Here is a 15791-nt window from a genome sequence, read left to right as displayed (position 1 = left end):
GAAGGGTCCTGAACGATTTCGATCAGACGGTCGTAATCGGGATCTCTACCCTTGAGGTATTTTTCAATCAGTTCTTTGAGCGCTACGCGCGCCTCTAGATCAGTTAGCACTGTTACTTCTCCGGCAAAATCGTGACTTCATCAGCTTTGATGATGGTGGTGGTACCCGGTTTGGGTATGAGTTGCCGAGCACCGCCTGTTCCGTAGTCAGGGTACGCTTTCGTGAACGGTTCCAGATTCGGACCTTTACCACCGAGCTCATACGGCACTGTAACGGTTGGCTCGCCATCCTTATAGAGTTGCAGTGTGTCGAACTTCAATCGCAGGCGACCATCACTCCACGCAGGGTCGGGATCAGCAGGAGTGACATGCTTTGGCGCTCGCATCTGCAATGCTTCTGTAGCAGCGTCTCCAGTCTCAAATTTGTCGAACCCAAAATAGGATAGTCGTGCGTCGCCGGTGTTGATCGTGTTCTGCGCGTGAGTGTTTACTGTTCCGTCAGCGTTTTTGTAGCCCATGTATCGATATGCCGTCGAAGGTAATGTCGAGTCCGGTCCGGATGGGCCAACGTAAAAATCTGGCTTCGACTCGACGACCGCCGGTGGAGTGACGTCTCCAGTCTTTACGCTGGAGTCTGCAAGAGTAGGGGTAGTGTTCGGAGAAGATGATCCTCCAGGCTTGGGGCAGTTCGCAGCGGGCTTCAGTGGTGCTTTTTTCGCAACACCAGAAATCGCTTTAGTAATCGCCCTGAACATTAGTCCGAGCGGGTCTACCCAGCCGGTAGGGTTGGGGGCGTACTGGTAATTGTTTAGGCCACCTGCAAGCTTTACCGGGTCGGGGGTTAGAAACCGTCCTGTGCTCGGGTTGTAGTACCGATGGCGGTTGTAATGAAGTCCGCTCTCTGCGTCGAAATACTGGCCTTGAAACCGTAGCGGGTTGTCGATCTCCGCGACATCCAGCGTAGCCAGGTTGCCGTAGGCTCGATACTTGGCCGACCACATAATTGCGCCGCTGTAATCGGTGAGCTCCTGCGGCGTGCCCAAGTGATCGAGCTGATAATAGAACGGCGTGGCTTTCAGAGGGCCTTCACCGTCGAGCATCGCCAAGGGGCGGAAGCTGTCTGGCTCATAGACATAGGTGCGATACCGACTTTCACCGCTCTCTACAATCAGCCGTTCGCCTTGCCAGAGGAATTCGGTGGTGTGGCCATCGACTGTTTTCTCGATACGTCGACCGAAGGCGTCGTACTTGTAGGTCGCGATACTGCCGCCGGGTAGGCTGACGCCGATCAAGCGATGCTGGCAGTCATAGCGGTATTCAGTGACGAGCTTCTGCCCGGTACCGCGGCGCTCGCGAATCAGATTTCCGTAGGCGTCGTAGTCGTAGTGGCGGTCACCCTGCATCAGCAGGCGGTTGCCTTTGACGTTGGCAAGGTTGGCGGTGCCTTCGTTGTTCTGGCCCAGCAGATTGCCAGCTGGGTCGTGCGCGAAGCTCTCCGGTGTTGCTCCCCGAACACTGATCAAGCGATCAAGCGGATCGTAGTGGAAGTTACGGACACCCTTTAGGTTGTCATTGATGCCTGCGAGGTTACCTGCCGCGTCGTAGTTATATCGTCGCTGCAGCACGATGCTGTCGCGTTGGCTAACGCTGTGAGCCTGCAAGCGCCCCTGATCGTCGTATTGATACTGACTCAACAGCAAGCCTTGCTGACGTTGCTGTTCACGACCAGCTTTGAACTGGTGAGATGTCAGGCGAGAACCGTTGAGGTCAATGCTGCTGAGATTGCCGCCGGGTAACCGGCGATAGTCGAGCTTGCTACCGTCCGGTAGACGGCAATGCTTTAATTGGCCTACGTTGTCGTACTCGTAGCGCAGGGTGCCCCAACCCTGGTGCTCGGTAATCAGCCGATCTTGGGAGTCGTATTCATAAGCCAGTGGCCAATGACCGTCATCAACATTGACCAAGCGACCGAGTGCGTCATAGCTGTAGTGAACTTCCTCACCATCGGCCAATTTCTTCACAAGCAAGCGGCCAGCGGAGTCACGTTGGTATTCAGTGACCAGCTCGCTACCGTCGTCGCCGTACTCAGTTCTTTTCAGCAGGTTGCCATTCAGGTCATATTCGTAGGCAGTACGGCGACCATCAAATCCAGTTTCCTGCTGTATGAGCCCGTTTGAGTAATAGTTGAGCTGATAATGTTCGCCGCGCTCGTTTTCGATCTCAGTCAGCAGCAGGCGTGAGTTGTCGTAGCGATAGCGCAGCTCACTGCCGTCCGGGTTGATGCGGCGGCTGACAAGTTGCAGATTGTCGGCGTATTCGTAGCGTGTGATACGGCCTAGTTCATCGCGCTCGGCTGTGACCTTGCCGTAGGCGTTATAGGTATAAGTGCGGGTCGCACCGCCAGGCTGTGTGGTCTGCGTCAAGCGGCCAGCCGCATCCCATTGGTAATGGGTGATCGAGCCGTGTTCGTCCTGGCGGGTGATTTGACGACCCAGTGCGTCGTAGCGGTATTTACGACGACCACCATCGGGCAATGCTTCTTCGAGCAATTGACCCAGTCCATTCCAGGCGAGCTGATGCCGTCCGCCGTCTGGATGAACGATCTCCAGCACACGACCTTGGGCATCGTAGCTGTAGTGTGTTTCGTTGCCGTCAGGATCTGTCTGGCGGGTGATATCGCCTTGGCTATTTCGCTGGTATTTCCAGCTCGCTTTACCTCGGTGAATCTCACTCACAAAGCCATGTCGATATTCGTAGAACGTCGGCGCATCTTCAGGAGGAATAACAACGGCAAGCAGGCCGGCATCGTTGTAACGGTATTCGGTAATTGCTCCGAGAGGATCCTTTTCTGCAATCAGCCGACCTTTGTCGTCATAAGCCTTTTGAGTCTCAGCGCCGTCCGCAGCGATCTCGCTGATGAGTCGAGCATTTTCGTCATGCACATAAACCTGCTCGCTCCCATCCGCGTTTGTAACGGTAACTTTGCCGGCATCGTCCCATGCGTACTGCGAGTCCATCTGCGAAAAGCTGGCCCAGTGACGGATGCTGCGTGACGATTTGCCTTCGTTTTCCCACTCCCAGAAAAAGCTTGCACCACCGGCCAGTTGTCGTTCCAAAATGACGTGATGGTCGTTGTAACGGTAGTGTTCAGTTTCACCGGCAGCATTGGTGGCGCTGATGAGCTGGCCTTGCGCGTTGTACCGATAGGTCACCAGTGTTTGAACGGTGATCCATGGCTCCTGTCGTTGACCCTGATCCGTGTACTCAGCACGGCGCTGCTGATAATCCACGGCAACGATATGACGGTCTTCGTGGCGGACTAACAGGGAGCGTCCGGCGTTGTTGTCGATGCGTTGGATTCGGTCAGCGAAGTCGTAACTCAGCTGTAACTGGTTGTTGTACGCGTCACTGATGGTGATCAAGCGACCCGCACGGAAATGATAAAAGCGCGGATTCTGCCCGGCCTGCGTCAGGATGAGTTCGCCTGGTGTCGATCCCAGGTAGATGGCCGCTTTCGACAGGCTGTTGATGATGGCGGGGCGTTGCTGTGTCGGCATCGGAAAACGAGTGGTTCGGTTTTCGTTATCCGTCCACAGGACGCCCTCTTCATCCAGATCCAGTCGATGAGAAAGAGCGTGGCTCCATCCAAACCCAAGGCGGCTGTCGATCTCGACCGCACTGGTGCGATAAAGGCGCGTCCACTCAAACGGTACCAGACCATCGAGTTGGCCATCGGTGAGAGTCAGTAATTCTTCGCCCGTGACCATCGAGACCGGGCAGCCATTGGTGCAGGTGTCTTGCGCCGGCGCCGCACTCTTGTCGTCAGGATTCTTCGATTGTTTCGAGGCGTCATCAGGGCGCTTGCCGTGTTCAACGGTCGTGTTACGTTTGCCATCAAAGCGTAGCTGCGCGACTCCTTTCTCTACACGAGTCGCCACTCCACGAGCTGCGACAGCGACGTATTTACCGACGTAACCCATGAAGCCTTTGATGATGGTGAACAACGACTTCACGAAGCCAGTAACAGCCTTGATGATGATCTGGCTGTACTTAGCGAGGCGCGCGGCGAGGTAAAACAACCCGGCACCTTCGGCCGCAACGGTCAGCACGACTGAAATTACAATGTCGATGAGGATCCCGATAACGGCAGCGGATGTCATCTTCGCCGTTTGGCCGGCCATCTGCGTCGGTGGTAATCCCGCGACCCAGATAGACGCGCAGTGAACCATCAGAAACAGTGCAGCTTCGTCACTTGCCAGCAACATGGCTTGCTTCATGACGTCCGGCGCGTCTTCGGCAAGCTTTACCAGTTCCGCTGCTCCTGCACCCAAATCTGCTGCGAAATCTTTAGGGTTCTGAAGAATGTCCAGGGCCTTCGAGATGCCATCCCAAACTCCCTTGATGGCCTCCCATCCACCCTCGAGAATGCCGACCCCAATTGCCATCGCTTTGGCTGACGCACTCTGATTCGACCACTGCGGTTTGAAGCCTGCCCATTCTTTGCGCAGGAAACCTTCTAGATCGGCAGCTAAGCCGTCATAGGATTTGAACAGGGTGTCGATCTGCGCAGGCGTCACCTGATCGTGGACGTGGATCTTGTAGGATTTCCCAGGCTGCCCCTGAAAGCTGCCTTTACCCTGTTTATCCAGGGTAATCGTCGACTTGGCGCCTCCATCCACCGCTATGATGTCGACCTTGATATCGCCGATAGGGATGTCGAAAACCGATTCGAATTTGCTCTCAATCAGCAGCGGCCCTACAAGCGGGCACTTCGCGACGTATGAAAAATCACCATCAGTCATGCTGACAGACTTGCTGGAGTCGCCGGCCTTTATCACACGCTCCATACCAAGCAGGGAGGGCATGTCTGCGGTTTGGCTGGCTTTGTCAGCAAGCTGTGCGTACCAGCTCTTGGTTTCCTCGCGGTACAGCTTCAGGCTGTTTTTGAAGGAGTCCAATTGTGTTTCGATAGTGGCAACGCGATCCATCAGCCTTGCTCCAGAATCAGGTGGTTTAACAGTGCTTCTTTAAGGTTTTTCGGCGCATCCGGGCGGCGCACGAAACGGCTGACTTTCAGCTTCAGGTTGTTCTCTGGCCAAGCGTTGTAAATGTCCGGACGTTCTTCTTCGAGCCACTGCAGGAGATTGCCAATCAGTGTCGAAGGGTTTTCCTTGGTCAAACTGTCCAGCAACGGCTTCGGCACCTCCCACCACGGCCAATCCCGCACCTTCGGCAAAACCCGTGTCCCAACCTCCAGCGTTTGCCCATTAATCAGATACCGCTCAAACAACGGCAGCACTTCCCCAGCCTTCTCCCCAAGCCCCTTCAGAATCGGGTAGATATGCCTGCCATCCCAGAACCGGAAAAACACCTCAGTCCCGTCAGGCATCTTCACCTGTGTCAGGCTGCGCAGGTGCTCGAACACGTCGTTCGGTTCGGCGCGTGAGACGGCCAGCCAGCCCCAGTCGAGGGCGTCGGTTTCGGCGATCCACGGCAGGAATGCCGAGTTCGGTTTGAGTTCGGTGACGTAGGGCATCACCGGTTGCCAGGTGGAGTAGGGCGTGCCGCCCCAGATCGGCAGGAGCTGGGCGGTGGGTTCGGTCAGGTACAGGGTTTTCAGCGCGTCGGCATCGCTTGCTGCGCTGACGATCAGGTACAGGCGCTCGCCAGTTTGCAGCGGCTGTTGTGCCAGCCAGTCCTTGGGTGTCAGTCGATCAGATGGCACAGGCACCTGCCTTGCATTTTTCGCATTCTTCGCAGAACGGCGCGTTACGTTTGAGGGTATTGATCTGGGCCGGGGTCAGGACCTGACCGGCCTTGTCGGCGTCGGCCTGTTTCAGGATGCCTGGCATCAGCGGGGCGGCGCCGGTGCCGCTGCCGGGGCTGCCGCCGGAGTTCATGTTGATCACCGGGCCGCTCATGGTCACGCCGCCGGCGTCGATCTTGATGAAGCTGCCGCCGCCGATCAGGGTCAACTCGGCGCCGGCTTCGAGCACGACTTTCATGCCGCTGCTCAGGTGGATTTCCTGGCCGGCGTCAATGAACTGCCCAGTGCCGATCTTGATGTGCTGGTTCACGCCCACGGTCAGGTGGTCGTTGGCGCGGGCCTCGACTTTGCGGTCGGCGTAGACGGTGTGGTGTTCTTCGGCCTTGAACTCGGTGTAGCTGTTCTGCTCGACGGTGTCGTGGCGTTCGTTGCCGACGCGGATTTTCTGGTCGTGCTCGATGTTTTCGTCCCAGTCGCGCTGGGCGTGCAGGTAGATCTGCTCCTGACCTTTTTTGTCTTCAATGCGCAGTTCGTTGTAGCCGCCACCGCCCATCGAACTCAGGGTCTTGAAGGTGCTGCGGGTCTTGTTCGCCGGCAGCGCGTAGGGGACGGTGTTTTCCTTGTGGTACAGGCAGCCGCTGATCAGCGGTTGATCGGGGTCGCCTTCAAGGAAGGTGACCAGCACTTCCATGCCGATGCGCGGGATGGCGATGCCGCCGTACTGGGCGCCGGCCCAGGCGCTGGAGACGCGCAGCCAGCAACTGGTCTTGTCGTCGGCCTGGCCTTCGCGGTCCCAGTGGAATTGCACTTTGACCCGGCCGTACTGGTCGCAGTGGATCTCTTCACCTTTGGGGCCGGTCACCACGGCGCTCTGACTGCCGAGGATGCGCGGTTTCGGGTGGCGCAGCGGTGGACGGTTCGGCACGTCCCACGGGGTCGCCTGAAAGCGGTTGCGGTAGCCCTGATGGAAATCGTCTTTCAGCGCGGTGGTGTCGCTGGTCACCGATTCTTCCAGCACTTGCGGCTGTTTGCCTTCGTGCAGGACTTCGGTCAGCAGCCACAGGTCGTTCCACTTGGCCTTCGGGTGCTCGGTCAGGGCGAGGAAATGGCCGCTGACCAACAGCGGCTGGTCGCTCTTGCCTTCGGCGAGCTGGAAGTCGCTGCGGTGGCGTTCGAGGGCGCGTTTGGCCAGGTGCTTGCCGCGCTCGCGATCGATGAAACGGCCTGGGTAGTCGTAGTCTTCGAGGTCGGGCAGGGCGTCGCCACGGTTTTCGCTTTCCAGGGTCAGGCGTGGTTTTTCGAAGTCGTAGTCGCGGCGAGTGGTGCGGCTGGTGCGGGTTTCCAGGCGCAGGTCGAAGCGCTTGATCACCGGGTTGCTGGCGACCATGCCGGAGTCTTGCTGGTAGGCCACAGGCTTGAGTTTCGGGAACACCGTCTGGTCATCGCCGAACACCAGCTTGTGCGCCGTGGCGCTGTGCTGGAAGTGGTAGTGGATACCTTCTTCCTCGCACAGGCGCTGGATGAAATGCAGGTCCGATTCATCGTATTGCACGCAGTAGATGCGCTCGGGATAGATGGAACCGGTCTTGAATTCGTAGGCGTTGCTCTGGATGCCGTGCTCTTCGAGAACCATGCCGATGATTTTCGGCACCGTGAGGTTCTGGAAGATGCGTTGGTTGACGCGGTGCGCCAGGTACGACAGTTGCGGGCGCAGGGTCACCGAATAGCGTGTCAGGCGCTTACCGGAATCGCCCTGGGCGGCGCGGTAGATCTGGCCGTGGATGCCGCTGCCATCGGGCGACAGCTGCAGGAAGGCCGGTTTGTGCAGCAGGGTTTCGAGGTCCAGCGACGGCTGCTCACTGACCAGCTCCACCTCAAACACAAAAGGCTGGCTGATGGCTTCCCGGCCGGTCAGGGTGAATACCTGAAAATCGGCGGAGAGCCCTTCGATGGTCAGGGCAAAGTGGGTCTCATTGGCCGGCGCGAACATCCCTTGTTCCTCGTGCTGTACAGCGGCGTTCGTCGACTACCGCCAGGCGGATCAACGCACGCGAAATTCTGGAGGGGCGTAAACAACATCGACCAGCAGGGCTGGTCGATGCTTGTAACGATCAGCCGTAATTAAACGACTGGAGCACGCCAGTCATCGGAACCCGAAGTACCGGATACTTCGTGGGTCCAGGTGATTTTGCGGTAGGTGAACTGCACTTCTTCCAGGTGGGTGAAGTGCGAGTTGCCTGGATCCTGGCAGTTGTGCATTTTGTTGTTGATGGCGACGATGATCGCGTCTTCCAGTTTGGTGGTGTAGTAGTGCTCTTGAGTACCTTGAGCAGAAGTACGGTACCACTGGATAACGATTTCGCTCATGCGCTCGCCGGAGGTCAGAGCGGCTTGCAGCAGAGGCGAAGCCTTGTCGTAGACCTTGGTGATGATCACTGGCTTGTGAACGCGCTGACCGGTTGGCTGACCGGATTGTGGGTCACGCGGGATGATCACGTCGTGGCTGAAAGCCTGAACCATAACCTGGTCTTCGTGGCCTTCCTGGTAGGTGTTGCCAACGGAGTCGGCGGTGAAGGCGCCGGCAGTGATCAGGCCTTGTTTTTCGCCGGTAACCGACATGTACGCTGGTGTTGCCATGGGGTGCTCTCCTTGCGGATAAATTTAGGGTGCCCGGGAGGCGGAATCGCCCGGTGGGTGCCTGTCTGTCATCAAGGAGCGTGCCAGCTTTTGGCACATGTCCGGGAGCTGGGGACTTCACCGCTCTGGAATGCGGGTTTGAGCGTTTTTTGAACTGTCCAATAGCTCGAAGTGCGCAAGAAGTTGCGCAGTACTGCGCAACTTCTTGCGCACTTGGCTGGAGGCCTTGAAGTACATGGCCTCCAGCGGAGTCGGTGAGCATTTTTACAAAACAAGTGCGCAACTTCTTGCGCAGTATGGCGTTAGGCCATGCCTGGCGAGTATTTCGTTCTACGTTCCTGAATCATGCGATGGGGGCTGGCTGCTTTCGGCCAGAAGCGGACATTCAGGAACGACTGCTTCCGCCCCATAGCTGCCCTTCGGAACGAGCGGAAACTAGACCAGTAACTGTCATATGACGATGCCCGCACTTCAAAAGCAGGAGTCAATTGTTATGCGGTATCTGCCTGGCTTCTCTTGCTTTTGAGAATGTGGTGAAGGGTCAATTTATTCCGTCCTACTTGATATGGAGACCGACCTCGTTGAGGGTGTACTTGATTCTACTGGACGCGCGGCCAGTGCTGAGCATGTTGAGTAAAAGCAAGTCATTTACTCCGCACAGCTTCAGAATAATAGCGGGATAGATGTTACTAAGGGCATTGTTTAGCGAGTAGATTTTCCCTAGAAAATCTCCATAACCTCCGGGCTCTCGTTGTCCTCCAAAATGAGAAATGTCATTACGTTTGCCAGCACACTCGTTACAAAAATTCCGAAGTGATTCAGCTGGAAAATTTAATGGCAAAAGTTTTATACATTCAACCAAGCGTTCAGCGAGAGAGGGCTCAGCAGAATGCTCAAGTTTAGTTTCCAACCATTTTCGATCCTTAGCCAATGTTATTTGCCCAATGATACGTTGAGCTTTCAGCTCTAGCTTAGAAGGAGGCGCGTCTTTATTCAATGTGCGATGCAAGGATTCGAGCCCCCATATTAAATTAACAAATCGATGCTCTACGTATAGCTCGACACCACGGCGCGTTCCTAAATACAAGCTCATTCCGGGCCCTAACTCCTCCCTTTTAATTTGCCACTGTTGAAAAAGATGACCGAATTCTTCTCGAATAGTTGAAAATGTTAAAAGGCAATTATGGCGTGTGGGTGGAGCGGCTGAGTTTCTAGATCTTAAAAAATAAAATCTATATGATTTGGTGTTGCTTGCAGTGCGGCCTATCGTTAGAGATGGCCACTCCATGCTATAGTCTGAACCAGTTAAAATTAGGAAAAAATCAGTGATAGAGGAAAAGTACTTTTTAAGCTCCGAAGATGTTTTTTTAAGTCTGGATAGATACTTGAAGCTGATTTTCTCAGTGATGTTTATTGAGTGATTTTTTTGATTGCCAAACATTGGAGCAAGCAAGTCAAACTCTACTGATACAGTACTGCTATCTTCTAGTTTGTACTTAATATTTTTCTGTGTCTTGTGGGTTGCTACTAGCTTTCTTTTTGTTCTACTCGTTTCAATGGAGCCCAATCCTAGCCAGTCCTCAAATCCATCAAGCGGAATTGAAAGACCATCAAACATTATCTCCCCTTTCGATTCGGGGAGCGGTTTAGAACCAATTAAACAATTTGTTGCTCCATAGTTTTCATAAGAAATACCACCGAAGGATGCTTTGCCTCCTTGGGTATAGACGTCCGTCAACAGCACATGCTCGCTTGAGTTTTTGAGCCGGCCTTCAATATCAGGGCATGAATTTCCCGACCCCACAAAAATTCTGGACATCGGGTGATCCGCTGAAGCTAAATACCCATGCAGCTCAATGCTTATTCGTCCTTCATCAGTAATTATCAAATCACCTGCTACTGCTGACTCCGGGACAATGTCGTCCTCAGGAATCGGCTCATTTCGCCACCAAAAATAGCCGCTTTCCTTAATCGTCTTGCTTTCCATAACGAACCCTATTTTTCATGTTTGGGTGCTTGTAGGCTTGGCAGGCTACTTAGCGAGATATCAAGGTAGCCAGTAAAGAGGCTCACGTCGACTGCCCTACTGATTTCTCCAACGTGACTAATGCAAGGAATGAGAAAGGTCGTTTCGATCTCCTTCATACGCTGCATGCCTAGACTAGTGGCAGAGTTCGCTATCTGACGAACCAGAGACGAGCAGGCCAAAAGCGGCCGTTCGCAAACAACCATTTTGATCCATAGTGCGATCCAACGTAGCACCTAGGAGGTACTTACTTCTAATCGATTGGCGTGGGAAATCAGGTAGGATGGCAAAGCTGCTGCGGCCCGCGCCGGGACTGCACCTGACCCGTTTTGAGACCCGCTATGACTAGGCATTCGGAAGCCTTCATTGATCTTGATCGAACTTTTTCCAAAATTCTCATGGATGGCGATGTTTCTGACGATGCGGACCTGAGCGTTAGGACCCGAACAAGCGGAGAGCTCCACTGGCCAGATTTGCTCAGCTACCACCGAGTAATACTGCTGTCCGAGGCCGGCTCAGGCAAGACGGCTGAAATTCGAAATGTTACCCGTCAACTTCGAAGGGAAGATAAAAGCGCTTTCTTTCTACGGATCGAAAACATCATGTCCGAATTTGAGGATGCCTTCGAGGAAGGGACATTCGATGAATTCGAAAGCTGGCTTACTTCAGACACCGAAGGATGGCTGCTCCTGGACTCAGTTGACGAGGCCCGGTTGGGTGATCCAAGAGAATTTGAGCGGGCAATCCGTAAGCTTGGGCGGTTGATTAAGAGCATTGGAGCCAAGGCGCATATTCTTATCACAGGGCGTAGCACGGCCTGGCGCGCAAGCACGGATTTAGCGATTTGCGAGAAGGCTTTTGAGTTTGAGGCCCGGGTTCGTCACGCAATTCCAGCAACAGCAAATGATCTTGATGGTGTTGTACAAGCGACAGCAAGTGAAGCAGAGCTTGGGGCATCGTTTCTCGTGGTGACGTTGGACGATATTCATGGTGAGCAGATTGATCGCTTCTTAGAGGCGACTGGCGTCCAAGATGTAAAGGCATTCCGCACCGCTGTAGAGCGTAAAGAAGCGGAATCGCTAACTACCCGCCCATTGGATTTCTTGGAGCTTGTCGATTTCTGGCATGAACACGAGCGAATAGGGACAAGGTTGGAGTTGATGAAGAGCAGCATCAACCGTCGACTTGAGGAGCGCGATCAGAATCGCGCCGAGTTTAAGCCAATTGCTCCAGAAAAACTGCGTGAGGGAGCACGCCTCCTCGCTGCTGCGACAACTTTGGGACAGATTTCGACAATATGTGTCCCTGACGGTGAGGCTAATAAAACAGGAATTTCCGTTCGTTCAATACTGAAGGGTTGGAATGACGCGGATGCCGGAGCCTTGCTGAGTCGACCTATTTTCGAACCTGGCATTTATGGAACTGTTCGATTTCACCATCGTACCGTCCGGGAATACCTAACGGCAGAATGGCTCAATGACCTTATCCGCGGCGCCGCCTCGAGAGTAAAAATTGAGAACTTGTTCTTTCTTACTCAGTACGGACTGCAGGTGATCAATCCTTCAATGCGTCATGTGTTGCCGTGGCTAGCACTTTTGGACGAGCGAATCCGTACGCGGCTAGAGGACCTAGCTCCAGAAGTCTTTTTTGAAGGAGGCGATCCTGGACAGCTCCCGCTGAGTACCCGCCAGAATATTCTTCGCAAAGCGTGCGAGCAGTTAGCTCAGCCAGCTCACAGTTGGACGATTACCGACTATTCGGCAGTCCAGCGATTTGCGCATCACGATCTTGCAGAGGACATCAACGAGCTATTGAGGCTTTATCGTACCAACGATGACATCGTCTGGTTTCTGTTGCGAATGGTTTGGCACGGCGAAGTAATAGATTCGATTGAAGAAGTAAAACAATTCGCGCTCAGCGCTACGCAAAAATACACTCGTTTGGCTGCTATACGTGCAGTCATCGACCTGGGAACATCCCAGGATGTCGCGGATGTGCGTCTGGCGCTTTTGGAAGGACCCTCCAACGTCAATCGGGAATGGTTGGCTGAGATGATTGAGGGACTTTCGCTCAACAGCGACTGGCTACCTTGGCTTCTAAAAGCGATTGAGAGAACAATCGAAAAGGAACACTTGATCGGTAGCGATAATCTAACGATGAAGCTGTCGTCTTTAGCATCTGATTGTCCTCTGGAACACCTTCCAGCATTTATTCACGGCCTTGGCTTGCTATTGGAGAAGCCTCCACTTGAAGAGCATGGTTTCAATGCTATCTCGAAGGGATTTGGTTGGCTTGCACAGGTCGCTGGCATATCGGTACTTCGTTTATTGAAAGCGCGCGACCTATTTGCACTCAACGAATCGGTGCTCGCGATTCTAAGCAAGTTGGCTCAGGCACATGTTTATGATGAACGAGATATCCAAGGGCTTAGAGAGAAGCTGCAAGAGATCGTGCCTACGTGGCCAGAACTCGATTACAAACTGTTCTGGTATGACGTCAACGTAGCTCGTAAAGGTCGGGTGCATCGCGAACCCGTTACACACGTCAGTCAGTTGCTTGGGTTCCAGCCATTCTGGTCGTTGAACAAAGAAAACTTCAGCCTTGTCTGCGACCAAATCGTGAGTCTCACGGATATGCAAGACCGCCTTATGGCGCTTAGCATGGCTTTTAATATCTACACCGAGCACGCGAAACCTTCTTCTTGGATAACTCAGCTCAGGCAAGCTACCGAGTGCCACGCCGATCTTCGCGCGCGCCTCGAAAATCTCTTGAATCCACCGAAGCAAGGGATTGAGGAGTGGGAATTAAAATCTGCTGAGTGGAAAGAAAAAGCTGCTCGACGACATGCCGAAGAGGCAGAACAGCGTCGTTCTTGGCAAGTAGGTCTCGCTACTAACGTAGATCTGATTAATAGCCCTGAGCGGGGTGTGATGACTAAAAACCAAGCTTACCTGCTAGATCGCATGCGTGAGAGCTCATCATCCTCGAATACATGGAGCAGCGGTGATTGGCCCTCGCTCATTGCCGAGTTCGGCTTACCGGTTGCTCAAGCGTTTCGAAACTGCGCTGTTGGCTTCTGGCGAGGCTATTGCCCAACGTTGCCCTCAGAGGGGGCCGCTGCCAATTCGACCCCCTATCAGGTGATTCTAGGACTCACAGGTCTCGCTATTGAGTATAGAGAAGAACCCTCTGTGTTTGCACATATGTCCGCAGAAGACGCTCGGAACGCAGCTCGTTATGGATTACTTGAACTTAATGGCTTTCCGGAATGGCTTCCCAAGCTATTCGCACTTCATCCGCGACCAGTGCAAGAAATTGTGGCTCATGAAATCCAATATGAGCTAGATGGCTTGCATTTGGACAGTAGCGGAAATCGCATCCTGCAAAGATTGCGCTGGGGTGGAGATTGGATGTATGAGGAACTAGCTGCTCCACTCATGGCTCGGCTGGAACAACCTATCAAACATAGTGAGTCTCTTCAGCTTGCGCTCAGCATCGTTCAAGATTCGTCGATCAATGATGACTTGCTAGGCGCGCTAGCTTGCAGGCATGCCTTGGGTGAGAACAATCCTGATATAGCACCTATTTGGTATGCAGTGTGGGTTGGAACGCTACCCTCTGCGGCTATAACAGCATTGGCATCTCGTATCGACTCTCTGTCATCTGATGAGGAAAAGGCGAAATTCGCCATGCTAACTCTCAAAGCTCTCGTAGGCAGCCGAACAGCTAGTCGCTGCCGCCAAAGCTACAAAAATGTTGAACATGCTAAGACGTTGTACCTGCTGATCCACAAATATGTACATATTGCAGATGACATTGACCGCGCAAACACAGGGGTCTATTCGCCCGGACTTCGGGATGATGCTCAGCATGCCCGTGATGGGCTTCTAGCGTTCATTAGGGAGACTCCTGGCAAGCAAGCATTCCTTGCCCTGATGGAAATCGCCAAGGCCCACCCAGCAGAGATGCTTCGCCCTTGGAGTGCATTTTATGCTCAGCAGAAAGCTACAGCCGACTCTCGAACACCTCCTTGGCAGCCAGAGATGGTCATAGACTTCCACTGCTACTTGGAAAGGATTCCTTCCACCCATCGTCAACTTTGGAATCTTGCGGTAGAACGCCTCAATGATTTGAAGCACGACCTCGAGGATGGCGATTCGAGCATCGCGGAAATTCTGTTACTAGCTGAACAAGAGAACACCATCCGAAAATTCATCGGAAATTGGTTGAGAGATCGTGCGGCTGCGCGCTACGCCATCCCACAAGAAGAGCAGCTAGCGGACGATAAACGCCCAGATTTTAGAGTCCATGGCGTCAGTTTTGATGCCCCAGTGCCTGTGGAGCTCAAGCTTGCAGATAAATGGACTGGAGCCGAATTGATTGAGCGGCTAGAAAATCAACTTGGACGAGATTACCTACGTGACGTCCGTTCGAGCTGCGGGATTTTTTTACTTGTCAACCGAGGAGGTAAAAAAAGTTGGAGCCTTCCTGGGAAAAAGAAGGTTGCCTTTAAGGAACTTATCGATGAGCTGCGGCAACAGTGGATTTTATTATCCCCTAATTTTCCCAATATAGAGGACGTTGAGGTCATTGGAATCGACTTGACCACGCGAGGCGGTATGGCTGCAGTCAAGACGATAAAAAATAATCAGGCTAAGCCAATTTAAGAGAACGCTAGAGCAGGTATGCATACCTCTGTCTGGAGTAAACATATTAGTACTGAATGCTAGTATTAGGCCTTAATCCCTCCTTTTGACCGACTGCTTTTGGCCGAGAGCAGCCGCTCATGATCGTCCGCTTTCGGTCCAGACTGTGTGAAAACGCAACTAAGTACGTCGAGTAGCGAAAGAAGCTGGGGCAGCTTTTAAATTCGCAGGGGTGAGTGGATATCTACCCCAGTCGGGCAACACCCGCGGCCCAGAAAGCAATATACGGACGAAAAAACGCTTGGACTCATGTCCTCATCGCTTCAATCAGCCCAGCGACGCCAAAGATGCTTATCATTCGATCGGCCGCACCCTCGACGAAATGCCGGCGCTCCAAGGGCACAGTGGATAAGGGGAGCGTCGAGGTGCTTGCCGGCACCGAGGGCGTTGAGGTCGACTGCAGCGGTGATCTGCTGTGGCAGAGGCAGGCGGAAGTCTCTGCCCAGTTGCTCGGCCTCGTCGGCAAGCCACTGGCGATTGTCTGCGAGCAGCCGCTTGCCATCGCTCATCATGCGAAGGTGGCGACATCGTCGAAATATGCGGATATCCAGCAAGGCCCCGCTATATCCCGCCGCGCTGGCGTGTGACGCATTTGCGGGCTGAGCATTACCAACATACGCTTGAACCGGCTCATCGCACCTCGATGTGTGGCCCCC

General features: G+C 53.8%; 7 protein-coding genes. 2 read left to right on the top strand and 5 right to left on the bottom strand.

Annotated features, from left to right (window positions below):
• Positions 1-112 precede the first annotated feature (112 nt).
• The 5 genes from AC193Q_RS07495 to AC193Q_RS07475 all read right to left on the bottom strand — a co-directional run bounded on the left by AC193Q_RS07495 (position 113) and on the right by AC193Q_RS07475 (position 10390).
• Positions 113-4987 carry an RHS repeat-associated core domain-containing protein gene (locus AC193Q_RS07495; protein ID WP_483879380.1) on the bottom strand — a complete coding sequence of 1625 codons (4875 nt, stop codon included), beginning with the start codon at positions 4985-4987 and terminating at the stop codon, positions 113-115.
• A complete protein-coding gene (locus AC193Q_RS07490; protein ID WP_483879379.1) occupies positions 4987-5724 on the bottom strand; it encodes a DUF4123 domain-containing protein in 738 nt (245 codons plus the stop codon). Before AC193Q_RS07490 ends, AC193Q_RS07495 begins: the two co-directional genes overlap by 1 nt.
• Positions 5714-7756: a type VI secretion system Vgr family protein gene (locus AC193Q_RS07485; RefSeq protein ID WP_098964554.1), complete on the bottom strand. Its 2043-nt coding sequence runs from the start codon at positions 7754-7756 to the stop codon at positions 5714-5716. The genes AC193Q_RS07490 and AC193Q_RS07485 overlap by 11 nt, the downstream gene beginning before the upstream one ends.
• Before the next feature lie 131 nt (positions 7757-7887).
• Positions 7888-8403, bottom strand: a complete 516-nt coding sequence (locus AC193Q_RS07480) for an Hcp family type VI secretion system effector (protein ID WP_003226246.1) — start codon at positions 8401-8403, stop codon at positions 7888-7890.
• Positions 8404-8959: 556 nt separating this feature from the next.
• Positions 8960-10390 (bottom strand): ApeA N-terminal domain 1-containing protein, encoded by a 1431-nt coding sequence (locus tag AC193Q_RS07475; protein ID WP_483879378.1) that lies wholly within the window; start codon positions 10388-10390, stop codon positions 8960-8962.
• A gap of 380 nt (positions 10391-10770) precedes the next feature.
• Between AC193Q_RS07475 and AC193Q_RS07470 the strand changes: the two genes are divergently transcribed.
• Together AC193Q_RS07470 and AC193Q_RS07465 are read left to right on the top strand one after the other, a co-directional pair.
• A complete protein-coding gene (locus AC193Q_RS07470; protein WP_483879377.1) occupies positions 10771-15096 on the top strand; it encodes an NACHT domain-containing protein in 4326 nt (1441 codons plus the stop codon).
• Between the two features lie 326 nt (positions 15097-15422).
• Positions 15423-15722 (top strand): hypothetical protein, encoded by a 300-nt coding sequence (locus AC193Q_RS07465; protein ID WP_483879376.1) that lies wholly within the window; start codon positions 15423-15425, stop codon positions 15720-15722.
• The last annotated feature ends 69 nt before the right edge of the window (positions 15723-15791 follow it).

It is taken from the genome of Pseudomonas sp. F2, from assembly GCF_057174385.1.
The sequence above is the reverse complement of the archived record's forward strand: the minus strand, read 5'-3'. Positions and strand labels throughout refer to the sequence as shown.